This is a genomic window from Allobosea sp. 10L422, assembly GCF_056395345.1.
In genome coordinates, this window is the sequence record NZ_JBFTJI010000011.1 from 99,875 (window position 1) to 124,713 (window position 24,839).

A 24,839-nucleotide genomic window follows, 5' to 3' on the forward strand; every position below is an offset into this window, starting at 1 on the left:
ACAAAACCTGCGTCTCACGTCCTGAATTGGCTCCCGCAACCTTCATTCTTGCGCGCAAATGGGGCGCAATCGCGATGCCGCAACGAAGGACCGCCCCCGCGCATCGCTTGGACGCGGCGCGGATGTCGGGTTTGCGCGAAGCCGGAGGCGCCCGCTCACATCGAGCCTTGCCGAGCCTCCCCGACAGCGCCTAGCATACGGGGGATGAAGATCGGCTCACAACCCCGCCTCGGCGGCCGCAGCTATCTGGACGGGCAGTGCCTCATCGCGATGCCCGGGATGGCCGACACGCGCTTCAGCCGCAGCGTCGTCTATGTCTGCGCCCACTCCGAGGATGGCGCCATGGGCATCATCGTGAACAAGCCGGCCGGCGACACCAAGTTTCCGGATCTGCTCGTTCAGCTCGATGTCATTCCGTCCGAGGAGATCATCCGGCTGCCGAGCAGCGCCGAGCGCATGCAGGTCCTGCGCGGCGGCCCGGTCGAGACCAAGCGCGGCTTCGTGCTGCATACGGCGGATTTCTTCCTCGAATCGGCAACGCTGCCGATCGACGACGGCATCTGCCTGACGGCGACGCTCGATATCCTCAGAGCTATCGCCATCGGTAGCGGACCGGAAAATGCCGTCCTCGCTCTCGGCTATGCCGGCTGGGCCGCTGGACAGCTCGAGGCGGAGATCCAGTCGAATGGCTGGCTGCACTGCCCGGCCGATCCCGGCTTGCTGTTCGACGAGAGCATCGAGACGAAGTATCAGCGGGCGCTCAACAAGCTTGGGATCGAACCTGCATTCCTCTCCCGGGACGCCGGCCACGCCTGAGCTGCCAGCTCCGGTCATTCCGGGGCCTCGCGCCAGCCAGGGACCCGCAACCCAAGGACATGGGCCAAGGCCCCGCAACCCAAGGACACGGCGCTGATTCCGTTTCCGTTATGCTCGCCCTTGTGGCGAGCATCCGCGTTTTGAACATCGCACTCGAAGAATGAAGACGTGGCTGGTCGGGACAAGCCCGATCCTGACGGCGAGCGCCGCGTTCAGCCGTCTTTGGACCTCAGGCCTTCTGCCCGCTCGATGGCTCGGCCGCCTACGCCATCTCTGTCGCCGCCGCAGCCGTCGCCCCCATCAGGCGCCGCGCCTCGGCCGCGGTCATCGGCTGGCCGAAGATGTAGCCTTGCGCGTATTGGCAGCCGATCTGGTAGAGCTCGATGGCATCGGACTCGCTCTCCGCGCCCTCGGCCACGACATCCATGCCGAGATCGGAGGCGAGCTGCACGATCGAGCGCAGGATCACCGGCGGGCGGCCATTGCCCATCTGGCGCACGAAGCTCTGGTCGATCTTGATCGTGTCGAAGGGGAAGCGCTGCAGATAGGACAGCGAGGAATAGCCCGTCCCGAAATCATCGAGCGAGAGACCGGCGCCGAGGTCGCGGATGCGCTGCAGCATCTGCGCCGCATATTCCGGGTTTTCCATCACCAGGCTTTCGGTGATTTCGAGCTTGAGCGTGCCCGGCAGCACGCGCCGCCGCCCGAGAACGGTCTTCACATCGTGCAGCAGGTCGTGGCGCAGCAACTGCCGGCTGGAGACATTGACGCTGGCGAAGATCGGCGGGTCGACTTCGAGTGCCGCCTGCCAGGCTTCGAGCTCGCGGGCCGTCTTGTCCATCACATAGACGCCGAGATCGACGATCAGCCCGGTTTCCTCGGCGATGGCGAGGAAGTCCTGCGGCAKCARCCGSCCCTCGCGCGGGTGGTCCCAGCGCACAAGCGCCTCGAACCCGGCGATGGTGCGGTCCTCCAGCCGGACGATCGGCTGGTACATGACCTGGATCTCGTTGCGCTCGATCGCCCGGCGCAGGTCGCTCTCCAGTGCGAGCCTGTCGTTGCGGTCGGTCCGCATCGCCGGAACGAAGATCTCGATCTTGTTGCCGCCCTGGCGCTTGGCATGGGCCATGGCGAGCTCGGCGTTCTTCAGCGCATCGTCCTTGCGGGCAGCAGGCGAGGGGTCGAACAGGGCGAGCCCGATCGAGGGGGTCAGCACGATCTCCCGCTCGGCATAGGTGATCGGCGTCGAGACGGCCCGGCGCACGAGTTCGGCCAGTGCGAGGACGCGCTCGGGATCGCGCTCCGAGACCAGGATCATCGCGAAGGTGTCGCCGCCGATGCGGGCGAGTGTGTCCTGCGCCCTGAGCAGCCGGCCAAGGCGCCGTGCCAGCGTCAGCAGGATCGAGTCGCCGGCTGAGAAACCAACCGATTCATTGACCTGCTTGAAGCGGTCKAYRTCGATGACGAKYACSGTCGGGCGGATATTGTCGTCGGCGCGGSWGAARCCGAAGATSGCGCCSAGMCGGTCCTGGAACAGCTTGCGGTTGGGAAGCCCGGTCAGGTTGTCATGGACGGCGTCGTGCAGCAGCCGCTCCTGTGCCGTGCGCTGCTCGGTGACGTCGGAGAGCGTGCCGATGACGCGGATGACTTCGCCGTCCGAGCCGATGACGGGCCGCGCTTTGACGTTGAACCAGTGATAGGCGCCGTTGGCGGAGCGCAGGCGCAGGTCGAGGTTGAGCTTGCCGCGGCGTTGCTCCAGCACGGCGTCGAGCGTGACGCGGTAGCGGTCACGGTCGGCGACATGCATGTGCTCCAGCCAGCGTGCGGCCGAGCCTTCGAGCGAGCCCTTCGGCAGGCCGAGCAGCGTCTCGATCTGCGGCGAGACGAAGACCTTGTCGGAGCTGACGTCCCAGTCGAAGACGAGGTCGCCGGAGCCGGAAAGCGCCAGCGCCCGCCGCTCGGTGTCGGAGACGAGCCCCTGCGAGATCGCGCCGCCGGCGAAGGCGTGCTGGATCACGGTAAAGCCGATCAGCAGCACGATCAGCACGAGGCCGCCCAAGAGGGCAGGGGCCACGAGGTCGCGCTGGAACTGCCCGGTGACCGTGAAGCTCGCGGCGGTGACCCAGACAGCGAGCAGGAACCAGGTCGGGATCAGCATCACCGCCCGCTCGTAGCCATGCGTCGCCAGATGCACGACCAGGATGAAGCCGATCGCCGCGACAGCCGCGATCGAGATGCGCGCGATGCCGGATGCCATCGGCGCGTCGAAGACGGCAAGGCCGATCAGGCCGGCAAGGCCGATGATCCAGATCGCCGTGACATGGCCATAGCGCACATGCCAGCGCGACAGGTTGAGATAGGCGAACAGGAAAACGAGCAGCGTCGCGGCAAGCACGACTTCCGCGCCCGCCCGGTAGATGCGCTCGATCGCGGGCGTGAGTGGGAAAAGGCGCTGGAAGAACCCGAAATCGAGGCCGGCATAGGCAAGGACCGCCCAAGCGAGCGCCGCGGCAGCCGGAAAGATCACCGCGCCCTTGACCACGAAGATGATGGTCAGGAAGAGCGCGAGCAGGCCGGCGATGCCGATGATGATGCCCTTGTAGAGCGTCAGCCCGTTGGTCTTCTGGCGATAGGCTTCCGACTCGTAGAGATAGAGCTGCGGCAGGTTCGGAGACTTCAGCTCGGCTACGAAGGTCACGGTCGTGCCGGGGTCGAGCGTGATCAGGAAGACATCGGCGTCGGGGCTGGCTTCGCGGTCAGGCGAGAGGCCTTGGCTCGCCGTCACCGCCTCGATGCGCTTGTCGCCCAGATCGGGCCAGACAACGCCGGAGCCGATCAGCCGGTGAAAGGGCGCGACCAGCAGCCGGTCGATCTGCTCATCGGAATCGTTCGTCAGCGCGAAGACGATCCAGTCCGGCCGGGCGCCCGATTCGCGCGCCCTGACCGCGATGCGGCGGACGATGCCGTCCGGCCCCGGCGCGGTCGAGATCTGGATGACGTCGCCGTCCGACTTGTTGCGCTCGACGACATTGGTGAGATCAATCACCGGCACATCGACCGGGACGCGCACCGCATCGACGGCGCTGGCTGGCGTCACGGTCGCGAAACTGAACCACACGGCAAGGCCGGCGACGGCGAGGCCGATCCGGAGGATGCGCTCGGAAATGGACAAGCTGTGCTCGGCTATCAGGCGGGAGACAATCATTCGAACTTGAACGAAAATCCCTATTGGTCGCTCATGGCAAGGGCAAGGCAGAGCGTGGCTGTGGTCAACCGCTGCCTTCACGGCTTCGCTCCGGGCAACGCATCGCCCGAAAGCACCGCGTAGAGCAGATGGTCGGCCCAGACGCCGTTGATCTTGAGATAGGCCCGCGCCAGCCCCTCGTGCTGGAACCCGATCCGCTCCAGCAGCCGCCGCGACGGTTCGTTGTTCGGCAAGCAGGCGGCCTCGACCCGGTGCAGTGCAAGCTCGGAGAAGGCAAAGCGCACCGCGCCGCGCACGGCTTCGGCCATGTGCCCCTTGCCGGCATGGCGCTTGCCCATCCAGTAGCCGAGCGTGCAGGCCTGGGCGACGCCGCGGCGGATCAGGCCAAGGGTCAACCCGCCGAGCAGGATCTCGGTATGGGCTTCGAAGATGAACAGCGAATAGGCTTCGTCGCTGGCGATTTCGCGTGCCGCTCGCTTGGCGCGCAGCCGGAAGGAGGCCCGGGTCAGGTCGTCCTCGTTCCAGGTCGGCTCCCAGGGGGTCAGGAAGTCGCGGCTTTCGATCCGCAGCATGGCCCAGGCGGAGTAGTCGCTGGCCTGCGGCGCACGCAGATAGAGATTCGGCGTCCGTATCAACGGGCGGCTCGGCGGCTCGCTCGGGAAACGGAAGAGCGCCATCGCCGTTCAGTCCGCTGCCCGGGCAGCCTGACGCAGGCGCTTGGCCCCGGGAATACCGTGGATCGGGCCGATCGCCGCGATGGTCGGCTGGTGGCCGAGTAGCGAGCGGCCCGCAGCGCGCACATCCTCGAGCGTGACCGCGTCGAGACGGGCGGCAAGTTCCTCGCGCGGGATTGCCCGGCCGAAGATCAGCACCTGCCGCGCCATCTGCTCCAGCTTGCCGCCAGGACTTTCGAGCGAGGCGAGCAGCCCCACCTTCATCTGCGCGCGGGCTCGCGCCACCTCGACCTCGCTGACATCCTCCGCCGCCTGGCGCAGGCAGCCGAGCGCAACTTCGATCAGCTCGTTCGCATCCTCAGGCGCGGTGCCGGCGCCGATGCCGAAGACGCCGCAATCCGAGAAAGGCCAGTGGAAGGCATCGATCGCATAGGCCAGGCCGCGCTGCTCGCGCACCTCCTGGAACAGGCGCGATGACAGCCCGCCGCCCAGCACCGAGGCGAAGATCTGCAAAGCGTAATGCGCGCCGCCGGTAAAGGACTTGCCGGGCAGGCCGAGCACGAGATGGACCTGCTCCTCGTCGCTGCCGATCCTGGCTTCGCCGCCTCGATATGTACCGGCCTCGCGTTCGGGCACTTCCGCGGGCTGCGCCGGCAGATTCGATAGATGCTCACGAGCGAGCGCCACCAGTTCGTCATGACCGACGGCGCCGGACGCGGCGAGCACCATATTGCCGGCATGGTAGTTGCGGGCGAGATAGGCGCGGATCGCATCCGGCGTGAAGCTCTGCACTGTCGCGGCCGTGCCGAGGATCGGSCGGCCGAKSGGCTGGTCSGGRAAGGCCGCCTGCAGGAAGCGGTCATAGACGAGRTCGTCSGGCGTGTCCTGAACGGCAGAAATCTCCTGCAGGATCACACCCTTCTCGCGTTTCAGCTCCTCCTCGGTGAGGGCCGGCGAAGTGACGATGTCGGCGAGGATGTCGACGGCGAGTGCGAGATCGGTGCCGAGGACGCGGGCGGTGTAGCAGGTGTATTCGACGGATGTCGCGGCGTTGAGATCGCCGCCGACGCCCTCGATCTCCTCGGCGATCTCGCGGGCATTGCGCCGCGCCGTGCCCTTGAACGCCATGTGCTCGAGCAGATGGGCGAGGCCGTGCTCATGCGGCAGCTCGTCGCGTGATCCAGCTCCGATCCAGATGCCGAGCGAGACGGTCGCGGCATGGTCCATGCGCTGCGAGACGATGCGCAGGCCCGAGGGCAGGGTGGTCAGCTGGACATCGGGGTCATGCGCGCCTTCTTTCCGCGCGGGCGCGGCGAGTTCGACGATCTCGACCGGGGGCGTCGCGCTCACGCTGCCGCTCCCCGAACGGCGCGCGCATGCTCGCGCACGAAGGTTTCGACCTTGCCGAGATCGTTCGGCAGCAGCGTCACCCGCTCCTTGCGCTCCATCAGATCGGAGAGATGGGCGGGCAGCTCCGGCTCGACGCCGCTCGCGGCCTTCACGGCGGCCGGGAACTTGGCGGGATGGGCAGTGCCGAGCACGATCATCGGCGTCGCCGGATCGCGCTTGAGCGCCAGACGCGCGGCGCCGACGCCGATCGCGGTGTGCGGATCGAGCAGATAGCCGGCCTCGGTCCAGCTCTTCCTGATCTCGGCGGCGACCTCCTCCTCGCTTTGGGAGGCGGCATCGAACTCGCTGCGGATGCGCTGGAGCGGTCCGTCCGCGATCTCGAAGCGGCCGGATTGCTGCAGCGACTGCATCAGCCGGCGCACGGCCGCGCCGTCGCGGTCATGCGCTTCGAACAGCAGCCGCTCGAAATTGGACGAGATCTGGATGTCCATCGAGGGCGAGGTCGTCGCCGCCACGCCGCGCATCTCGTAGACGCCCGTTTCCAGCGTCCGCGCCAGGATGTCGTTGCTGTTCGTCGCGATGGTCAGCCGCTCGATGGGCAGGCCCATCTGCTTGGCGACCCAGCCGGCGAGGATGTCGCCGAAATTGCCGGTCGGGACCGTGAAGGAGACCTTGCGCTCCGGCCCGCCCAGCGAGACGGCCGAGGTGAAGTAATAGACCACCTGAGCGGCGATGCGGGCCCAGTTGATCGAGTTGACGCCCGAGAGCCCGATCTCGTCGCGGAAGGCGTGATGGTTGAACATCGCCTTCACGAGGTTCTGGCAGTCGTCGAAGGTGCCTTCGACCGCGATGGCATGGACGTTCGGCGCGTCGACCGTCGTCATCTGCCGGCGCTGCACATCGGAGACGCGGCCCTGCGGATAGAGGATGAAGACATCGACGCTCTTCAACCCCTTGAAGGCGTCGATGGCCGCGCCGCCGGTGTCGCCGGACGTCGCGCCGACGATGGTGGCGCGCTGGCCGCGCTGGCCCAGCACATGATCCATCAGCCGGCCGAGCAATTGCATCGCGACGTCCTTGAAGGCGAGCGTCGGGCCGTGGAAGAGTTCCAGTACGAAGAGGTTGTCGCCGATCTGCGTCAGCGGGCAGACGGCCGGATGGCGGAAGCCGGCATAAGCCTGATGGATCATGCCGGAGAGCGCGCCGCTCTCGATGTCGCCGTCGGTCAGCGCGCCGAGCACGCGTTCGGCCACGGCCGTATAGGGCTTCCCGGCGAAGCCGGCGATCTCCGTTTTCGTGAGCGCCGGCCAGGCTTGCGGCAGATAGAGGCCGCCGTCGCGGGCGAGCCCGGTCAGCAGCGCGTCGGAAAAGCTCAGCGCCGGGGCTTCACCCCGGGTGGAAACATGCAGCACGATCTTGGCCTCGGTGATCTCAGCTTGATGCTATAGGCCGGTCCGGCGGTTTCGGCAAAACCTGAACGACATCAGGTCGGTGCGGACCCTTTCCGCGCCTGCCAGGCATAGGCGGCGAAGACGCCGAGCAATGTCAGCGCCAGGCCGAACCAGGTCAGGGCGTATTGCAGGTGATTGTCGGGGATGCGGTCGATGAGCTCGCGCACATCCACCCCTGCCGGCGGCCTCATTCCGTCGCCTTCGCGCTCGGCTTCCAGATAGAACGGCGCCGGCGGCAAGCCGAGGGACGCGGCGATCGCCGCGGGGTCGCGCGTGTAGAATTCGCGGATCGCCGGCAGGTCTTCCGGCGTGAAGCTGTTGCGGGTTTCGGGCGCCCGCAGGAAGCCCGTGACCGTGTCCGGCCCGCTCGCCGGGCCGATCTGGCCCATGCGGCTTTCCGGCACGAAGCCGCGATTGACCAGAATGATGCCGCCATCCGCGAGCCTGAAACCCTGGAACACCCAGCGGCCGAAGCCGGAGAGCTGCCGCGAGCCGGGCGGCCCGGCGGCGATCGTGGTGCGGACTCCGGCGATCGGCCCGTCGACATAGGTGCCCTTCGCGGCGACGCGGGAGAGATCGAGCGCCGCTGCATCGAGCTTGGCCCATTCGGCGCTCGGCGGAATCGCGCCGGGCGCTCCGGCGGCTTGTGCCTGCAGGCGCTCGATATAGGCGTGCTTCTCCTGCATGCGCTGGAGTTGCCAGGTTCCGAGCATGCAGAGGATCGCCGTTCCGATGATCGTTAGGACGGTCGGCAGGAGCAGCCCGGGTTTCCGGTCGCTTGCGGTTTGCGCGGTCACTTCGCCCGCCTGCCTTCCTCGGCTTTGTTGGCGTATTGCAGCGCGACTGCCAGCCCCTTCATCGGCCTGAGCAGGGCAAGGCAGATGACCAGTGCCAGCGGCAGCCACATCATGAGGTGCAGCCAGATCGGCGGTTCATAGGCGATCTCGACATAGAGCGCCGCTCCCAGAACAATGAAGCCGGCGATCAGCATGATGAAGACGGCAGGGCCGTCGGCCGAGTCGGCGAATTTATAGTCGAGGCCGCAGGCGCTGCAGCGCGGCTTCAACTTGAGGAAGCCGTCGAACAGCGCCCCCTCGCCGCAGCGTGGACAGCGGCCCGCCAGCCCCGTCGAGTAGGGCGAAGGAGGTGTGGGTTCAGAACCGGCCATCATAGCCTCCGAAGCGCGAAAGGCGGCCTCGCGGCCGCCTTTCGTCAGACGAGAACCGCGAGGGCGCGGTACGGCGCGTGATCAATGCGCGGCGGCTGCGTGCGCGCCGGCGCCCCAGACATAGATCGAGGCGAACAGGAACAGCCAGACCACGTCGACGAAGTGCCAGTACCAGGCGGCGAATTCGAAGCCGAGATGCTGCTGCGGCTTGAAGTGGCCGAGATAGGACCGGTAGAGGCACACGGCCAGGAAGATCGTGCCGATGATGACATGGGCGCCGTGGAAGCCGGTCGCCATGAAGAAGGTGGCGCCGTAGATGTTGCCCTTGAAGGCGAAAGTGGCGTGCGAATACTCGTAAGCCTGGCACAGCGTGAACAGGACGCCGAGGATCACGGTGAGCCACAGGCCCTGCTTCAGGCCGGCGCGATCATTGTTGATCAGCGCATAATGCGCCCAGGTCACCGTGGTGCCCGAGGTCAGCAGGATCAGGGTGTTGAGGAGCGGCAGGTGCCAGGGATCGAAGGTCTCGATGCCCTTCGGGGGCCAGACGCCGCCGGTGAAGTCGTAGCGGAGATAATTGATCGTCTCGCCCGAGAACAGGCTGGCGTCGAAATAGGCCCAGAACCACGCGACGAAGAACATCACCTCGGAGGCGATGAACATGATCATGCCGTAGCGGTGATGGAGCTGGACGACGCGGGTGTGGTGGCCTTCCTTCTCGGCCTCGCGGATCACGTCCATCCACCAGGCGAGCATGGTGTAGAGCACGCCGAGCAGGCCGGCGCCGAACACGAGCGGGCCGATATGCATGCCGCCGACCGGCAGCGCCTTCATCCACATCACGGCGCCGATCGCCATGATCGTCGCGCTCGCGGCGCCGACGAGCGGCCACGGGCTCGGATCGACGAGGTGGTAGTCGTGGTGCTTCGTATGGGCCCCGGCCATCGTATTCAGTCTCCGCGTACGACGTCTTGTCCGCGCATTTGCTCTAGCGCGTTCTACAGTTTCGAATTGCCCGCGTCACCCTTGACGGAGCCAGCCTTGTCCTCGGCGACGGGCTGGCCCGACTTCGAGGCGAAATAGGTATAGGACAATGTGATGGCGTGGACGCCGTCGAGTTCGCGATTCCCAGCGATTTCGGGGTCGATATAGAACACCACCGGTGCCTCGAAGCTCTCGCCGGGCTTCAGCGTATGCTCGGTAAAGCAGAAGCACTGGATTTTGACGAAATAGGCGGCCGCCTTGTCCGGCGCGATATTGTAGGTCGCGATGCCGGTCACAGTGCGGTCCGAGCGATTCGTCATCTTGTAGAACACGGTCTGGGTCGCGCCGACCTGGACTTTGATCTCCGGGCTCTCCGCTTCGAACTTCCAGCCGAGCCCCGGCGCGACATTGGCGTCGAAGCGCACCGACATCGTCCGGTCGAGGATCTTGCCGGCACCGGCCGTGCCGACCTTCGGCGTGCCGCCGAAGCCGGTGACCTTGCAGAACAGATCATAGAGCGGCACCGCCGCGAAGGACGCACCAAGCATGCCGAAAGCGACGCCGACGCAGACCAGTGCGGTGCGCGCCGGGTTGCCCTTGGGTTTCTGCGGGACGGGATTCGCCATCACAGCGGCCGGTTCAGGATGGCGGGGCCGGTCTTCACCAGCGTCACCACGAAGAAGAAGATCACGAGCCCGCCGAGCACCAGCGCGAGCGCGATCGAGCGGCGGCGGCGGCGCGCCATATCCTCGGGCGAGAACGGTGCCGGTGCCGGCTTCTGGGGGTGTTGCTCGCTCATCCGATCACCTTCGGCAGGGCCCACATCAGGCCAAAACCGTTCTCGACGAGCAGCACGGCGAAGAGCAGGAAGAGATAGACGATCGAAAAGCCGAACAGGGACCAGCAGGCCTTGATGGCAGCCTGACCTTCCGTACGGCGCCAGACCTGGATCGCGAGCCAGACCATCGCGAGCCCGGTGGTCACCGAGACGATCAGGTAGATCAGGCCGCCGAAGCCCATCAGCGCCGGCAGCACGGCGACAGGAGCCATGATCAGCGAATAGAGCACGATCTGCCGCCGGGTCGCGGCGGGGCCGGCGACATTCGGCATCATCGGGATGCCCGCCCGCGCGTAATCCTCGGACTTGACCAGCGCCAGCGCCCAGAAATGAGGCGGCGTCCACAGGAAGATGATCGCGAACAGCACCAGCGAGTGCCAGCCGAAATTGCCGGTCACCACGGCCTCGCCGATCATGGGCGGGAAAGCGCCGGCGGCGCCGCCGATGACGATGTTTTGCGGGGTCCAGCGCTTCAGCCACATCGAGTAGACGACGGCATAGAAGAAGATGGTGAAGGCCAGCATGCCGGCTGCGAGCGCATTCGCGATCAGGCCGAGCACCAGCACGGATCCGACCGACAGCGTCAGGCCGAAGGCGAGCGCTTCGGAGGGCTGAATCCGGCCCGCCGGAATCGGGCGCTTGGCCGTGCGGCTCATCAGCGCGTCGATGTCGGCGTCGTACCACATGTTGAGGCAACCCGACGCGCCCGCACCGACTGCAATCGCCAGCAGCGCGGCGAAGCCGAGGACGGGGTGCACGGAGCCCGGGGCTGTCGCCATACCGGTCAGCGCCGTCACCACGACGAGCGACATCACCCGCGGCTTCAGCAGCGCGAAGAAGTCGCGCGCCTCGCCGGTGGAGGTGGTCAGGCCGTCGGTGCGGGTTTCGAACGCAGCAGACATCAGTCGGATCGTCTTCGTACTCTTGTGAACGGCGCCCGTGGGCGCAGGGTGTTCGCGGCTGTTGTGATGCCGCCCGTCTCCGGAACGCCTCGCAAGGCGCTCGGGGGAGGGGCGGCGGCGGACCGTGGGGTCCGCCGCCATTTTGTCTCAGTGGTCCGAGCCGGTGATGCGCGGCAGCGTCTCGAACTGGTGGAAGGGCGGCGGCGAGGACAGSGTCCACTCCAGCGTCGTYGCGCCTTCGCCCCACGGATTGTCGCCGGCGAGCTGCTTGCGGCTGAAGGCGACGAYGAYGCCGTAGAGCCAGATCAGCAGGCCGAAGGCGAAGATGTAGGAGCCGATCGACGACCAGAAATGCCAGCCCGCGAAGGCATCGGGATAGTCGACATAGTGACGCGGCATGCCGGCGAGGCCGAGGAAGTGCTGCGGGAAGAACAGCAGGTTCGCGCCGATGAAGGCGACCCAGAAGTGCAGGCGGCCGATCCAGTCCGGCATCACATAGCCGCTCATCTTCGGGAACCAGTAGTAGAAGCCCGCGAAGATGCCGAACACGGCGCCGAGCGACAGCACGTAGTGGAAGTGGGCCACGACGTAATAGGTCGCGTGCAGCGAGCGGTCGACGCCGGCATTGGCCAGCACCACGCCGGTGACGCCGCCGACGGTGAACAGGAAGATGAAGCCCATCGCCCAGACCATCGGGGCGGTGAAGCGGATCGAGCCGCCCCACATCGTCGCGATCCAGGAGAAGATCTTGATGCCCGTCGGGACCGCGATGACCATCGTCGCGAATACGAAGTAGCGCTGCGTGTTGAGCGATAGGCCGGCGGTATACATGTGGTGAGCCCACACGATGAAGCCGACCACGCCGATCGCGACCATGGCGTAGGCCATGCCGAGATAGCCGAAGATCGGCTTCTTCGAGAAGGTCGAGATGATGTGGCTGACGATGCCGAAGGCCGGCAGGATCATGATGTAGACTTCGGGGTGACCGAAGAACCAGAACAGGTGCTGGTACAGGATCGGATCGCCGCCGCCGGCCGGATCATAGAAGGTCGTGCCGAAGTTGCGGTCCGTCAGCAGCATGGTGATCGCCCCGGCGAGGACCGGCAGCGAGAGCAGCAGCAGGAAGGCGGTGACCAGCACGCCCCAGGCGAACAGCGGCATCTTGTGCATGGTCATGCCAGGCGCGCGCATGTTCAGGATCGTGGTGATGAAGTTGATCGCGCCGAGGATCGAGGCGGCGCCTGCAAGGTGCAGCGACAGGATGCCGAAATCGACGGAGGGGCCGGGGTGGCCGGCGGTCGAGAACGGCGGATAGACCGTCCAGCCCGTGCCGACGCCATGCGCGCCCGGGGCGCCTTCCATGAACATCGAGATGATCATCAGCACGAAGGCTGCGACGGTGAGCCAGAACGAGATGTTGTTCATGCGCGGGAAGGCCATGTCCGGCGCGCCGATCATCAGCGGCACGAACCAGTTGCCGAAGCCGCCGATGACCGCGGGCATGACCATGAAGAAGATCATGATCAGRCCGTGGCCGGTGACGAASACGTTGTAGCTCTGGCCRTTSGCGAAGATCTGCASGCCGGGMTRCWKCAGCTCGATACGCATCATGATCGAGAGGAAGCCGCCGACGAGGCCCGCGATGATCGAGAAGATCAGGTAGAGCGTGCCGATGTCTTTGTGGTTGGTCGACAGAAGCCACCGGCGCCACCCGGTCGGGTGGTCGTGATGGGCCTCGTCATGGCCGTGAGCGTGCTGAGCCGCTGTTGCCATCGTGTTGTCTCCTCGGCGAATTACTTGGACGCGGCGGCGAGCTTGCTGCCCGCATCCTCGGCATTGGCGAACTTCTGCTTCGCTTCGGCGAGCCAGGCGGCGTAGCGCTCCTGGCTGACGACGCGGAAGGCGATCGGCATGTAGGCGTGGTTCTGGCCGCAGATGAACGAGCACTGGCCGTAATAGATGCCTTCGCGCTCGGCCTTGAACCAGGTTTCGTTCAGGCGGCCGGGGATCGCGTCGATCTTGATGCCGAAGGACGGCACCGTGAACTTGTGGATGACGTCGGCGCCGGTGACCTGGACGCGGACGATTTTGCCGACCGGCACGATCGCTTCGTTGTCGACGGCGAGCAGGCGCGGGGCCTCGGCCTCGGCGATCTTCTTGCTGGCGATCGCCTCGGCGCGCTGCTTCTCGTCCAGCATCAGCGAGTCGAAGCCGAAGGCGCCGTTGTCCTGCGCGTATTCATAGGACCAGTACCACTGCTTGCCGGTGACCTTCAGGGTCAGGTCGGCCTGCGGCACCTCGAGCTGCAGCTTCAGCAGCCGGAAGGAGGGAATCGCGATGACGACGAGAATCAGGACCGGGATCACCGTCCAGCACACTTCGAGCAGGGCGTTGTGCGTGGTCTTGGAGGGGACCGGATTCGCCTTCTCGTTGAAGCGGAAGACGACATAGATCAGCAGCGCCAGCACGAAGAGCGTGACCACGCCGATGATGATGTTCAGCCAGTCATGAAACCAGTGGATGAACTCGGCGACGGGGGTCGCTGCGCCCTGCAGGTTCATCTGCCAGGGGGAAGGCATGCCGGTGCCGGCGACGGCCGGGACGGTCGCCAGCGCGGCGACGGCAAGGGCCGTGACGGCCGCGGTTGCAAAGGTCCTGCTCAGAAATCGCATCGATCCGACATGCTCCTCAATCGACCTGCATGGGAACCGACCGGCTTTGCCCCACGCACGAAGGGGCGACCGCGAAGGTCGCCTCGTTCTTCGGCATTGCGATAAATCAAAGATCACGCTTGCGCCAGTGGGGCAATGACACGGTCCATCATCATCTGTGCGGCATAATCGCGCGAGGCCTTGACGGAACCGCGCCCGCACCCGCGTGCACGCCTTGACAGGGCCGGGTCTGCATGGTCCCAACGCATTTTATGTGAGTAGCGGCGGGATTCTCTGGCGCGGTCGGCGTTTTGCCTGAATCTTGCGCTTCTTCTGCGGTTTCTGGACGGGTTTCGAAGGATGGCAGGGATGAAGAGGATCATCGGGGCGGCAGGCGCCTTGGCGCTGGCGCTCATGGGGACGAGCCTCTACGCCGGCTCCGCGCTCGCGCAGGGTGCGGTGCGTTCCACACATGGCGATTGGCAGATGCGCTGCGAGGTGCCGCCCGGCGCCGAGGCGGAGCAATGCGCGCTGGTCCAGAACGTCGCGGCCGAGGATCGGCCGAATCTGACGCTCCTCGTCATCGTGCTGAAGACCGCCGATCAGAAGAGCCGGCTCCTGCGTGTCGTCGCGCCGCTCGGCGTGCTGCTGCCGTCGGGCCTCGGCCTCAAGATCGACGACAAGGACATCGGGCGCGCCGGTTTCGTGCGCTGCCTGACGACTGGTTGCGTCGCCGAGGTCGTCATGGACGACAACCTGCTTGGCCAGCTCAAGGGCGGCAAGAGCGCGACATTCATTGTATTCCAGACGCCGGAGGAGGGGGTGGGCGTGCCCGTCTCGCTCAACGGCTTCGGCCCCGGCGTGGAGGCGCTGCCTTGATCGACCAGACTTTGACTGCGGGCCGCTGGCTCGCCCTGCCGCTGCTTTGCCTGGGCCTCGCCGGGTGCGGCTCCTCCTCATCGTCGTCAGGCGGCAGCACGGCGCTCAACATGCTGATGTTCCAGTCCACGAAGCCGCCGGTGCCTGACCAGCTGCCGAAGGAAGAGGACCGGAATGACACTGTCTGCCCGGAGGTGATCATCGCCGATGGCGGCGCCGCCATCCGCGCCCAGGCCGGCCAGGACAGCAGCGGTCTGCGCTACCAGGTTTCGATCACGAATGTCGCGCGCGAATGCACGCCGACTGGCAATGGCGGCTTCCGTCTCAAGGTCGGTGTCGAGGGCCGTGTGCTCCTTGGCCCGGCGGGGAGCCCGGGCAGCTACGGCGCGACCTTGGGCACGACGGTGACGCGCGGCACGACGACGGTTGCGCGCCGCAGCTCGCGCGTCGGCGGCACGATCCCGTCGGGCCAGAGCGGTGTCGATTTCTCCTTCGTCGAGGACGGCATCGTCGTGCCGGCCGGCAAGGGCGATGTCGAGATCATCGTCGGTCTGGGCCAGGGCGGCGCTGCCGCTCCGGCGCGCCATCGCCGCCGCTAAAGGCCGATTTGCCGTGAAAGAAGGCGCCGCCCGGATTGACTGGGCCGGTGCCTCCTGTATCTCTGCCCTAGCCGCATATCCCCGCGGAAGAGACCGGGCCTGATCCGTCAGGGCCGGCGCCGAAGGCGCAACCGCCCCGGAAACGCTCAGGCAAAAGGACCGCTGGGGACTTGGCGCTCTGGAAAGCGGTGGACAGCGATGTCCGCCCACCGACGGGTGTAACTCGTCCGGCCTGACGGCTGGCGGGGAAATCTCTCAGGTCCCAAGACAGAGGGGGCGCGTTCCGGACGATTCCGTCCGGAGCCTGCGCTCGATTCTGGGAGGGGCATGCCATGGCTGCCGAGGCTCTTGAGGCCACAACCGACACCGCCAGCGCGCCCGCGCCGCTGAAGACGCCGCTTCATTCCCGCCATGTCGCGCTCGGCGCCCGCATGGTGCCCTTCGCCGGCTACGACATGCCGGTGCAGTATCCGTCGGGCATCCTGACCGAGCACAACTGGACACGCGAGAAGGCCGGGCTCTTCGACGTCTCGCATATGGGCCAGGCTTTCCTGATCGGGCCTGACCACGAGACGACGGCGAAGGCGCTGGAAGCGCTGATTCCCGCCGATATCGTCAATCTCGCTCCCGGCAAGCAGCGCTATTCGCAGCTCCTCAACGATGACGGCGGCATCCTTGACGATCTGATGGTGACGCGCTCGATCGATCCCGATGAGGACGGCGCGCTTTATCTGGTCGTCAACGCCGCCTGCAAGGACGCTGACTACGCCCATATCGAGGCGCGCCTGCCGGCCAATGTGAAGCTGGTCCGCGCCGAACATCGCGGCCTGATCGCGCTTCAAGGCCCGGGCGCGGAAGCCGCGCTCGCGAAAATCGCGCCGGAAGCCGCCGAGATGGGCTTCATGACCTCGCGCACCATGAAGGTCGCCGGCATAAAGGCCAATGTCAGCCGCTCCGGCTATACCGGTGAGGATGGCTACGAGATCTCCGCCGCCGCGACCAAGATCGGCGAGATCTGGGACACGCTGCTGCTCGACGCCAGCGTCAAGCCGATCGGCTTGGGCGCCCGCGATTCGCTGCGGCTTGAAGCCGGCTTGTGCCTCTATGGCCACGACATCGACACCACGACGTCCCCGATCGAGGCCGCGCTGAACTGGTCGATCCAGAAGCGCCGTCGCGAGGAGGGCGGCTTCCCCGGCGCCGCGCGCATCCAGCGCGAGCTGGCTGAGGGCGTCTCGCGCATCCGCGTCGGCCTCAAGCCGGAAGGTCGTGCCCCGGCTCGCGAGGGCACGGAGATCGCGACGCCGGAAGGCGACGTGATTGGCACTGTGACCTCGGGCGGCTTCGGCCCGACGCTGAACGGCCCCTGCGCCATGGGCTACGTCGCCAAGGCCCATTCCGCGCCGGGCACCAAGCTCAATCTCATCGTGCGCGGCAAGCCGCTGCCGGCGGTGGTGGCACCGATGCCTTTCGTGCCGAACGGCTACAAGCGCTGACCTGATTTTCGATTTTTCGCCAGGAGGAAACCATGGCCGAGACCCGCTACAGCAAGGACCACGAATATATCCGCATCGACGGCGATGTCGGCACCGTCGGCATCTCCGACTACGCCCAGTCGCAGCTCGGCGACGTCGTCTTCGTCGAGCTCCCGGCCCTGGGCAAGGCGCTGGCCAAGGGCGGCGAGGCCGCGGTGGTCGAGAGCGTCAAGGCCGCTTCCGAGGTCTATGCCCCGGTTTCCGGTGAGGTTGTCGAGGTCAATGCCGAGCTCGAAGCGGCGCCGGGCGCTGTCAACGAGGACCCGGCCGGCAAGGGCTGGTTCCTCAAGATCAGGATCAAGGACGCGGCCGAGCTCGACGGGCTGATGAACGAGGCCGAGTACCAGAACTACGTCAAGACGCTCTGAGTACGAGCGCCACGTCATTCTCGGGCAGCGCGAAGCGGCGACCCGAGAACCTCGTGACGAGAATCTCGTGACGAGAAGATGCTGGTTGAAGAGATGCTCGGGTCAAGCCCGAGCATGACGTCGTTGAAAACCGCGCAGAGCACAATAGGAACCCCCATGCGCTATCTCCCGCTCACCGATACCGACCGCGAGGACATGCTCGCGCGGATCGGCGTCTCCAATATCGACGCGCTGTTCAGCGACGTGCCGGCCGGCAAGCTGCTGAAGGGCCCGGTCGATCTGCCCCGCGCCAAGGGTGAGCTCGAGGTCGAGCGCGTCCTCGGCAAGATGGCCGGCAAGAACACCGCCGCCTCGGCCGTGCCTTTCTTCGTCGGTGCCGGTGCCTATAAGCACCATGTGCCGGCGACGGTGGATCACCTGATCCAGCGCTCGGAATTCCTGACCAGCTACACGCCCTACCAGCCCGAGATCGCGCAGGGCACGCTGCAATATCTCTTCGAGTTCCAGACCCAGGTCGCTGCGCTGACCGGCATGGAGGTTGCCAACGCCTCGATGTATGACGGCTCGACCGGCACCGGCGAGGCCGTGCTGATGGCGCATCGCGTCACCAAGCGCCGCAAGGCCGTGCTCTCCGGCGGCCTGCACCCGCACTACACGGCGGTGGTCGAGACTCTCTCCGAGATGGCCAATGACGAGGTCGTGGTGCTCAAGCCCGACGTCTCGGCCAATGAGGACATACTCTCTCAGATCGACGACAGCGTCTCCTGCGTCGTCGTCCAGTCGCCGGACGTGTTCGGCAATCTGCGCGACCTCAAGCCGATCGCCGAGAAGGCCCATGCCCATGGCGCGCTGCTGATCGCGGTCTTCACCGAGGTCGTCTCGCTCGGCGCGGTCGTGCCCCCGGGCGCGCAGGATGCCGACATCGTCGTCGGTGAGGGCCAGTCGATCGGCAATGCGCTGAATTTCGGCGGTCCCTATGTCGGCCTCTTCGCTGCCAAGTCGAAATATATCCGCCAGATGCCGGGCCGGCTCTGCGGCGAGACGGTCGATTCGACCGGCCAGCGCGGTTTCGTGCTGACGCTCTCGACCCGCGAGCAGCATATCCGCAGGGACAAGGCGACCTCTAACATCTGCACCAATTCCGGCCTCTGCGTGCTGGCCTTCACCATCCACATGACGCTGCTGGGCCAGACCGGTCTCGCCCGTCTCGCCGAAGTCAACCACGCCAATGCGGTGAAGCTCGCCGACCTGCTGGCGGGTGTGGAGGGCGTCACCGTGCTCAACGAGAGCTTCTTCAACGAGTTCACGGTGAAGCTGAAGAAGCCGGCCGCCGAGGTCGTCGAGGTTCTGGCTGCCAAGGGCATCCTGGCTGGCGTCCCCGTCTCGCGCCTTCTGCCCGGAGCCGGGCTGGACGACCTGCTGATCATCGCCTCGACCGAGGTGAATACCGATGAAGACCGGGCGGCCCTCGTGGCGGCGCTCGTGGAGGTGCTGTGATGCTGAACCGTCAGGGACGTCCCACCCAGGCCGGCGAGGCCTCGCACCAAGAGCACCTTACCTTCACCGGCAACAAGGCTCTCCAGCAGATCGAGCCGCTGATCTTCGAGATCGGCCATCATGAGGCGACCGGCGTCGACATCGACAAGCCGGCCCCGTTCAAGTCGCGGCTCGGCAAGCATGCCCGCCAGGGCGAGATCGGCCTTCCCGGCCTCTCCGAGCCCGAGACGATGCGCCACTTTGTGCGTCTCAGCCAGAAGAACTACGGTATCGACACCGGGCTCTTCCCGCTCGGCTCCTGCACGATGAAGCACAATGCCCGCCTCAACGAGAAGGTGGCGCGGCTGCCGGGCTTCTCCGACGTGCATCCGCTGCAGCCGCTCTCGACCGTGCCCGGCGCACTCGAGCTGATGCTTGAACTTTCCCGCTACCTGATGACGCTGACCGGCATGCCGGCGGTGGCGCTCTCGCCCAAGGCGGGCGCCCATGGCGAGGCCTGCGGCATGATGGCGATCAAGGCCGCGATCGCGGCGAAGGGCGAGGGCGCGACCCGCAATGTCGTGCTCGTCCCCGAATCGGCCCATGGCACCAACCCGGCGACTGCGGCCCTGATCGGCTTCTCGGTGAAGGCGGTTCCGGCGCGTCCCGACGGCACCGTCGCGGTCGAGGATGTGAAAGCCCTGCTCGGGCCGGACATTGCCGCGATCATGCTGACCAACCCGAACACCTGCGGTATCTTCGAGCCTGAGATCGTCGAGATCGCTGCGGCGATGCATGAGGCCGGCGCCTATTTCTACTGCGACGGTGCCAACTTCAACGCGATCGTCGGCAAGGCCCGTCCCGGCGATCTCGGCGTCGACGCCATGCACATCAACCTGCACAAGACCTTCTCGACGCCTCATGGCGGCGGCGGTCCCGGCGCAGGCCCGGTCGTGCTCTCCGAGCGTCTGGCGCCCTTCGCGCCCGTGCCCTTCATCCATGTCGAGAACAACAAGCCGCATCTGATCGAGACGCGCGGGGAAGCGCCCGCCGGCAACAAGCCATTCGGCCGGATGACCGCGTTCCACGGCCAGATGGGCATGTATGTCCGCGCGCTCGCCTATATGCTCAGCCACGGCTCGGACGGCATGCGCCAGGCTTCCGAGGATGCGGTGCTGAACGCGAACTACATCCGCGCCGGCCTCGCCGATTTGATGTCGCTGCCCTTCCCGGACCACCCGTCGATGCATGAGGTGCTGTTCGACGATGAGTGGCTGAAGGGTTCGGGCGTTTCGACCCTCGATTTCGCCAAGGCGATGATCGACGAGGGCTACCACCCGATGACGGTCTATTTCCCGCTCGTCGTGCACGGCGCCATGCTGATCGAGCCGACCGAGTCGGAATCGAAGGCTGCGCTCGATCTCTTCATCGCCACACTGCGCGATCTCGCCATGGCGGCCAAGGGCAACGACAAGGAGCGCTTCACCAGCGCACCGCATCACGCTCCGATCCGCCGCCTCGACGAGACCCGCGCCGCCCGCCAGCCCGTGCTGAAATGGGAGAAGCCGGCGCCGGTCAAGGAAGCCGCCGAGTAGGCGCTTCATCCGTCCTGACGATATTCGTCAGCATAGTGAAGGGCGCTGCTCGCTTCTTAAGCCTTCCTTGACTATGTCGCGGAATGATCCCCCGGTGCCGCTCTGTGCGGCCCGGGGGTTTTCATGTCTATGCGTCCCTCCATCCTCGCTGCGGCGGCCGCGCTTCTGCTGGCCTCGACGGCGATCGTGCGTGCGAACGAGCCGAGCTACGGCCCGAACACCTATGACCGCACGCTCGAGGCGTTGATTGCCCATGAGGATGTCGCCAATCGCGGCGGCTGGCCCAAAGTGCCCGGCAGCGCCAGCACCCTGAAGCCGGATTCGCAAGGTGCCGATGTCGTCGCGCTGAAGCAGCGCCTGCTCGCCAGCGGCGATCTCGCGCCCGAGGCCGTGGCGGGCGACACCTACGATGCCAACGTGACCGAGGCCGTGAAGCGCTTCCAGCGCCGCCACGGCCTGTCGGATCTCGGGACGGTCGGGCGCCTCACGCTCAAGGCGATGAACACGCCTGTCGAGGCGCGCCTGAACCAACTCACCGCGACGCTGGAGCGGCTCAAGGGCAACGGCTTCAACTTCGCCAGCCGCTATGTCGTGGTGAACATCCCCGGCGCCAGCGTCGAGGCGGTCGAGAACGGTACGGTCGCCCAGCGCCATCTCGCCATCGTCGGCCGCCCGGACCGGCCTTCGCCGGTTATTCAGGCCAACATCACCTCGGTCAACCTGAACCCGTACTGGACGGTGCCGATGTCGATCGTGAAGGCCGACGTCATCCCGCATATGCGCAAGGATCCGGGCTTCATCGCCAAGTCGAACATGAAACTGCTCGGAGCCGAGAACAAGGAAATCGACCCGAAGAGCGTCAACTGGGCGGCCCTGACCAATCCCTATTTCTACGTGCGTCAGGAGCCCGGGCCGACCAATTCGCTCGGCCAGCTCAAGATAGACATGCCGAATGGCGACGCTGTCTACATGCATGACACGCCGAAGAAGACGCTGTTCCGCAACGACGTACGCTTCAACTCCTCCGGCTGCGCCCGCATCGAGGGTGTGCGCGATCTCGCCGCCTGGCTGCTGGAAGGCTCGGAATGGACCCGGCAGGGGATCGAGGACGAGATCGCCAAGGGCGAGCGCAAGAACATCCCGCTCAAGAAGTCGGTGCCGGTCGCCTGGGTCTATCTGACCGGCTGGCAGGGGGCGGACGGGCAGGTCCAGTTCCGCGACGACATCTATGGGCTCGACACGCCGCAGGGCATCGTCACCTCGACGATTCAGCCACGCAAGCCGAAGCCGAAGGTGGCGTCAGAGCCGCCGGCGCGGCCGGCGGTGGCGCCCGTGACGGCGGCGCGCAACGCCCCGGCTCCGGCGGCGACCGCGAGCAACTGAAAGGCGGCACCTGCCGTCATTCTTCGGCGAAGCGAAGGAGAAGACCCGAGAATCTCGGGCCGGAACAGGCGCGAGAGCCTCCTTCGGCATGAGATGCTCGGGGCAAGCGCGAGCACGACGCTCGATCTTCGTTGATCCCTGAACGAAAAACGCCGCGCTCCTCGGGAGCGCGGCGTCAGATCTTATCCAATCAACCGAAGCTCAGTTGAGCTTGGCCTTGACCTCGTTGAGTCCAGCAGCGAAGGCGGCGTCACTGGCCTTGCCGGCCATCTGGCCGCGCAGGATGGTCTCGGCCGCCTTGGTGGCAGCCTCCGCAGCCGCGGCGCGAACCTCGGCCTCGGCCTGGCTCTCGGCCTGTGCGATTTTCTCCTCCGCGGACTTCGTGCGGCGGGCGACGAAATCGGCGAGCTTGGCCTCGGCTTCCGCTGCGAGGCGCTTGGCCTCTTCATTGGCGGAAGAGACGATCTCGGCGGCCTCGGCCTCGGCGGCTTTGCGCTTCGCGTCGTACTCGGCGAGCAGCTTCTCGGCCTCCTGACGCAGGCGGCGGGCTTCCGCCAGCTCCTGCGCGACCTTCTCGCCGCGCGCGTCGAGTGCCTTCACGATCATGCCCGGCACGCCGAACTTGACGAGAATGGCGAGGAAGATGACGAGCGCGACGCCGACCCAGAAAGTATCCATCTGATCTCTCCTCAGCCGCGCGTCAGGGCCTGGTCGACAGCCGCCGACGCCTCGCTGGCGCTGGGAGCCTGACCGGTGAGCTTGGTGACGATGGCGACAGCGATGTCGCCGCCGAGATCGCGCACATTGCTCATGGCATTGACCTTGGTCTTGGCGATGGTTGCCTCGGCCTGGGCAAGCTTGGCAGCAAGCTCCGCCTCGGTAGCGTGGCGCTGGGCCTCGCTAGCCTTCGCGCCCGTCTCGCGCGCCGTCTGGGCGATGCCCTGGGCGTTCTTGCGAGCTTCGCCGAGAGCCTTTTCATAGGCCTGCGCCATGTCCTCGGCCTTGGCCTGCATCTGGGTGGCCTGGTCGAGATCGCGGCCGATCGTCTCGGCGCGCTCTTCCAGGATGGAGCCGAGGCGCGGCAGCGCGACCTTGGACATCAGCCAGTAGAGAGCCGCGAAGGTGATGGCGAGCCAGAACAGGTTGCTCGCGAAGTGAGCCGGGTCGAAGGGCGGGAAAGACGCCTTCTCGCCGCTCAGGCCGTGTTGCTGCTCGGCAGCCTGCGCCGCGCCAGCCAGCAGAGTGGCGAACGAGGCGACAGCCACCGGCCATCCTTGTCCGACGAACCCTGAAGATCGAACCGGCATGGGGTGCCTTTCAGCGCAGAGAAAAGGAAGCGCCGCGCACGTGGCCGAAGCAGGGCCGGCGCGCGCGACGGGAACGCGATCGACGTGAAGCGTCAGACCACGAAGAGCAGGACGAGCGCGACGACGAACGCGAAGATGCCCAGACCTTCGGCGAGCGCCGCGCCGATGAAGGCGCGCGGGAACTGGCCGTCAGCAGCCGACGGGTTGCGCAGGGCGCCCGAGAGGAAGTTGCCGAAGATGGTGCCGACGCCGATGGCGGCGAGGCCCATGCCGAGCGAAGCGAGACCAGCGCCGATGAACTTGGCTGCAACAGGATCCATGATGTTTCTCCAGTGTGGAAGGCTAAAGGGCGGGTTGAACTTTTGCGAGCGCGGCTTGGGCTCAGTGGCCGGGATGCAGCGCGTCGTTGAGATAGACGCAGGTCAGGATCGCGAAGACATAGGCCTGCAGGGCCGCGACCAGAACCTCGAGCGCGGTGAGGGCCACCGCCAGCAGCAGCGGCAGCGGCGCGATGGCGTAGTTCAGCGCGGCGCCAGAGCCCAGCAGCACGACGACGAAGCCGCCGAAGACCTTGAGCGCGATGTGGCCGGCGAGCATGTTGCCGAACAGACGAAGCGAGAGCGAAACCGGCCGCGACAGGAAGGAGACCGCCTCGATCAGCACCATGAAGGGCAGCAGCCAGCCGGGCACGCCCGACGGCACGAAGAGGCCGAAGAAATGCGTGCCATGCTTCACGACGCCGTAGATCACCACGATGCTGATGACGAGCAGCGCCAGGGCGGCGGTGACGATGATCTGGCTGGTGACGGTGAAGGAGCCGGGCAGCAGGCCGAGCAGGTTGCTCGCCAGCACGAAGGTGAACAGCGAGAACACGAAGGGGAAGAACTTCAGCCCCTCCTTGCCCATGACGCCGGTCATGGTCGAGGCGACGAACTCATACATCATCTCGGCGAGTGATTGCAGCCGGCCGGGAACGACCGCACGCTGGCTCGAGCCGTAGATCATGATCGCGGAGACGACGGCGAGCACGATCACCATCCACAGCGAGGTGTTGGTGAAGGACAGGTCGAGGCCAAACGGCTTCAGCTCCACGATCGGGTTGATGTGGAATTGGTGGATCGGATCGATTCCGCCGCCAGCCGCCATGGTTCTGTCCCTCGTCGCGCGGCTTTGCGGGCCGCCTCTTCGGTCAATCTTTCTTCGGATCGCCGTTCGACCGTGAGGTCGGGCGCGAACCGAGCCGATAGACGGATCTGAAGCCCGCGATGGTTCCGATCGCCATGAAGGCAATCAGCAGGAACGGGGACGTTCCAAGCCACCGGTCGCCGAGGTACCCGATCAGGGCGCCCGCGATGATGCCGCCTGCGAGATCCGTCGCGGCGCGAAAGCCTGAGGACATCGCGCCCGCGAGGGCCTTGTCCTCTCCAGCCGGGCTCGCGCCCGGCTTTTCGTTCTCTTCCGCCCGTTTGATCGCGGACTTCAGGGAACCCAGTCTTGCGCGCAACTCCGAGTCTGAGGCGTTTGGGTCGGGTTCGGACATGGTCTTGGCCTCCGTCTTGACCGCGTTTACGCCGCGATCCAGCGAAAAACCACTATAACCACGACCAAACCCGCGCATCGAGCCGTCGTCAGCACGGCCTCCTTTATTGACAGCCCCC

At 66.2% G+C, this 24,839-nt stretch carries 25 protein-coding genes and 1 riboswitch; of the genes, 8 read left to right on the plus strand and 17 right to left on the minus strand.

Annotated elements, in window-relative coordinates; genetic code table 11:
* Positions 1-204: 204 nt before the first annotated feature.
* Complete coding sequence (locus AC1DEZ_RS20295; RefSeq protein WP_441510896.1) at positions 205-816, plus strand: YqgE/AlgH family protein; 612 nt, start codon at positions 205-207, stop codon at positions 814-816.
* Between the two features lie 262 nt (positions 817-1,078).
* Here AC1DEZ_RS20295 and AC1DEZ_RS20300 read toward each other — a convergent pair whose 3' ends face one another.
* From AC1DEZ_RS20300 to coxB, 12 genes are all read right to left on the minus strand, one after another.
* Entirely contained in the window at positions 1,079-4,021 is a 2,943-nt protein-coding gene (locus AC1DEZ_RS20300) for an EAL domain-containing protein (protein ID WP_476780561.1), read from the minus strand.
* Between the two features lie 77 nt (positions 4,022-4,098).
* Complete coding sequence (locus AC1DEZ_RS20305; RefSeq protein WP_441510898.1) at positions 4,099-4,698, minus strand: GNAT family N-acetyltransferase; 600 nt, start codon at positions 4,696-4,698, stop codon at positions 4,099-4,101.
* 6 nt (positions 4,699-4,704) lie between these two features.
* Entirely contained in the window at positions 4,705-6,021 is a 1,317-nt protein-coding gene (locus AC1DEZ_RS20310) for a M16 family metallopeptidase (RefSeq protein ID WP_476780572.1), read from the minus strand.
* A 20-nt stretch (positions 6,022-6,041) separates the two neighbouring features.
* Positions 6,042-7,457, minus strand: a complete 1,416-nt coding sequence (gene thrC / locus AC1DEZ_RS20315) for a threonine synthase (protein ID WP_441510899.1) — start codon at positions 7,455-7,457, stop codon at positions 6,042-6,044.
* Positions 7,458-7,528: 71 nt separating this feature from the next.
* The gene (locus AC1DEZ_RS20320) at positions 7,529-8,293 is read right to left on the minus strand and encodes an SURF1 family protein (protein ID WP_441510900.1); all 765 of its coding nucleotides are present in this window, start codon (positions 8,291-8,293) and stop codon (positions 7,529-7,531) included.
* On the minus strand, positions 8,290-8,664 hold the full coding sequence (locus AC1DEZ_RS20325) for a DUF983 domain-containing protein (protein ID WP_441510901.1): 375 nt from the start codon (positions 8,662-8,664) through the stop codon (positions 8,290-8,292). Before AC1DEZ_RS20325 ends, AC1DEZ_RS20320 begins: the two co-directional genes overlap by 4 nt.
* 81 nt (positions 8,665-8,745) lie before the next feature.
* A complete protein-coding gene (locus AC1DEZ_RS20330; protein WP_441510902.1) occupies positions 8,746-9,609 on the minus strand; it encodes a cytochrome c oxidase subunit 3 in 864 nt (287 codons plus the stop codon).
* Between the two features lie 53 nt (positions 9,610-9,662).
* On the minus strand, positions 9,663-10,274 hold the full coding sequence (locus tag AC1DEZ_RS20335; protein WP_441510903.1) for a cytochrome c oxidase assembly protein: 612 nt from the start codon (positions 10,272-10,274) through the stop codon (positions 9,663-9,665).
* Positions 10,274-10,447 carry a hypothetical protein gene (locus AC1DEZ_RS20340; protein WP_441510904.1) on the minus strand — a complete coding sequence of 58 codons (174 nt, stop codon included), beginning with the start codon at positions 10,445-10,447 and terminating at the stop codon, positions 10,274-10,276. Before AC1DEZ_RS20340 ends, AC1DEZ_RS20335 begins: the two co-directional genes overlap by 1 nt.
* Positions 10,444-11,388 carry a heme o synthase gene (locus tag AC1DEZ_RS20345; RefSeq protein WP_441510905.1) on the minus strand — a complete coding sequence of 315 codons (945 nt, stop codon included), beginning with the start codon at positions 11,386-11,388 and terminating at the stop codon, positions 10,444-10,446. Before AC1DEZ_RS20345 ends, AC1DEZ_RS20340 begins: the two co-directional genes overlap by 4 nt.
* A 147-nt stretch (positions 11,389-11,535) precedes the next feature.
* A complete protein-coding gene (gene ctaD, locus AC1DEZ_RS20350) occupies positions 11,536-13,161 on the minus strand; it encodes a cytochrome c oxidase subunit I (protein ID WP_476780562.1) in 1,626 nt (541 codons plus the stop codon).
* A gap of 20 nt (positions 13,162-13,181) precedes the next feature.
* Positions 13,182-14,060 carry a cytochrome c oxidase subunit II gene (gene coxB, locus AC1DEZ_RS20355; RefSeq protein ID WP_441510907.1) on the minus strand — a complete coding sequence of 293 codons (879 nt, stop codon included), beginning with the start codon at positions 14,058-14,060 and terminating at the stop codon, positions 13,182-13,184.
* A 339-nt stretch (positions 14,061-14,399) separates the two neighbouring features.
* Here coxB and AC1DEZ_RS20360 point away from each other — a divergent pair, with 339 nt between their 5' ends.
* The 7 genes from AC1DEZ_RS20360 (at position 14,400) to AC1DEZ_RS20390 (ending at position 21,874) form a co-directional block, all read left to right on the plus strand.
* Positions 14,400-14,918, plus strand: coding sequence for an invasion associated locus B family protein (locus AC1DEZ_RS20360; RefSeq protein WP_476780563.1), 519 nt, complete (start codon positions 14,400-14,402; stop codon positions 14,916-14,918).
* Complete coding sequence (locus tag AC1DEZ_RS20365) at positions 14,915-15,517, plus strand: hypothetical protein (protein ID WP_441510909.1); 603 nt, start codon at positions 14,915-14,917, stop codon at positions 15,515-15,517. Before AC1DEZ_RS20360 ends, AC1DEZ_RS20365 begins: the two co-directional genes overlap by 4 nt.
* A 74-nt stretch (positions 15,518-15,591) precedes the next feature.
* A riboswitch (glycine riboswitch) is annotated at positions 15,592-15,689 on the plus strand.
* 160 nt (positions 15,690-15,849) lie between these two features.
* Entirely contained in the window at positions 15,850-17,013 is a 1,164-nt protein-coding gene (gene gcvT / locus AC1DEZ_RS20370; RefSeq protein WP_441510910.1) for a glycine cleavage system aminomethyltransferase GcvT, read from the plus strand.
* Between the two features lie 32 nt (positions 17,014-17,045).
* Positions 17,046-17,420: a glycine cleavage system protein GcvH gene (gene gcvH / locus AC1DEZ_RS20375; RefSeq protein ID WP_441510911.1), complete on the plus strand. Its 375-nt coding sequence runs from the start codon at positions 17,046-17,048 to the stop codon at positions 17,418-17,420.
* 156 nt (positions 17,421-17,576) lie between these two features.
* Positions 17,577-18,917: an aminomethyl-transferring glycine dehydrogenase subunit GcvPA gene (gene gcvPA / locus AC1DEZ_RS20380; RefSeq protein ID WP_441510912.1), complete on the plus strand. Its 1,341-nt coding sequence runs from the start codon at positions 17,577-17,579 to the stop codon at positions 18,915-18,917.
* The gene (gene gcvPB / locus AC1DEZ_RS20385) at positions 18,917-20,491 is read left to right on the plus strand and encodes an aminomethyl-transferring glycine dehydrogenase subunit GcvPB (protein WP_441510913.1); all 1,575 of its coding nucleotides are present in this window, start codon (positions 18,917-18,919) and stop codon (positions 20,489-20,491) included. Before gcvPA ends, gcvPB begins: the two co-directional genes overlap by 1 nt.
* A gap of 123 nt (positions 20,492-20,614) precedes the next feature.
* Positions 20,615-21,874 (plus strand): L,D-transpeptidase family protein, encoded by a 1,260-nt coding sequence (locus AC1DEZ_RS20390; RefSeq protein ID WP_441510914.1) that lies wholly within the window; start codon positions 20,615-20,617, stop codon positions 21,872-21,874.
* Positions 21,875-22,075: 201 nt separating this feature from the next.
* Here AC1DEZ_RS20390 and AC1DEZ_RS20395 read toward each other — a convergent pair whose 3' ends face one another.
* The 5 genes from AC1DEZ_RS20395 to AC1DEZ_RS20415 form a co-directional block, all read right to left on the minus strand.
* The gene (locus tag AC1DEZ_RS20395; RefSeq protein WP_441510915.1) at positions 22,076-22,552 is read right to left on the minus strand and encodes a F0F1 ATP synthase subunit B family protein; all 477 of its coding nucleotides are present in this window, start codon (positions 22,550-22,552) and stop codon (positions 22,076-22,078) included.
* 11 nt (positions 22,553-22,563) lie between these two features.
* Complete coding sequence (locus AC1DEZ_RS20400; protein ID WP_441510916.1) at positions 22,564-23,139, minus strand: F0F1 ATP synthase subunit B family protein; 576 nt, start codon at positions 23,137-23,139, stop codon at positions 22,564-22,566.
* 134 nt (positions 23,140-23,273) lie between these two features.
* Positions 23,274-23,501 (minus strand): F0F1 ATP synthase subunit C, encoded by a 228-nt coding sequence (locus AC1DEZ_RS20405; protein ID WP_038360954.1) that lies wholly within the window; start codon positions 23,499-23,501, stop codon positions 23,274-23,276.
* A 61-nt stretch (positions 23,502-23,562) separates the two neighbouring features.
* Positions 23,563-24,327, minus strand: coding sequence for a F0F1 ATP synthase subunit A (locus AC1DEZ_RS20410; RefSeq protein ID WP_441510917.1), 765 nt, complete (start codon positions 24,325-24,327; stop codon positions 23,563-23,565).
* Positions 24,328-24,370: 43 nt separating this feature from the next.
* Positions 24,371-24,721 (minus strand): AtpZ/AtpI family protein, encoded by a 351-nt coding sequence (locus tag AC1DEZ_RS20415; RefSeq protein WP_441510918.1) that lies wholly within the window; start codon positions 24,719-24,721, stop codon positions 24,371-24,373.
* Positions 24,722-24,839 lie beyond the last annotated feature (118 nt).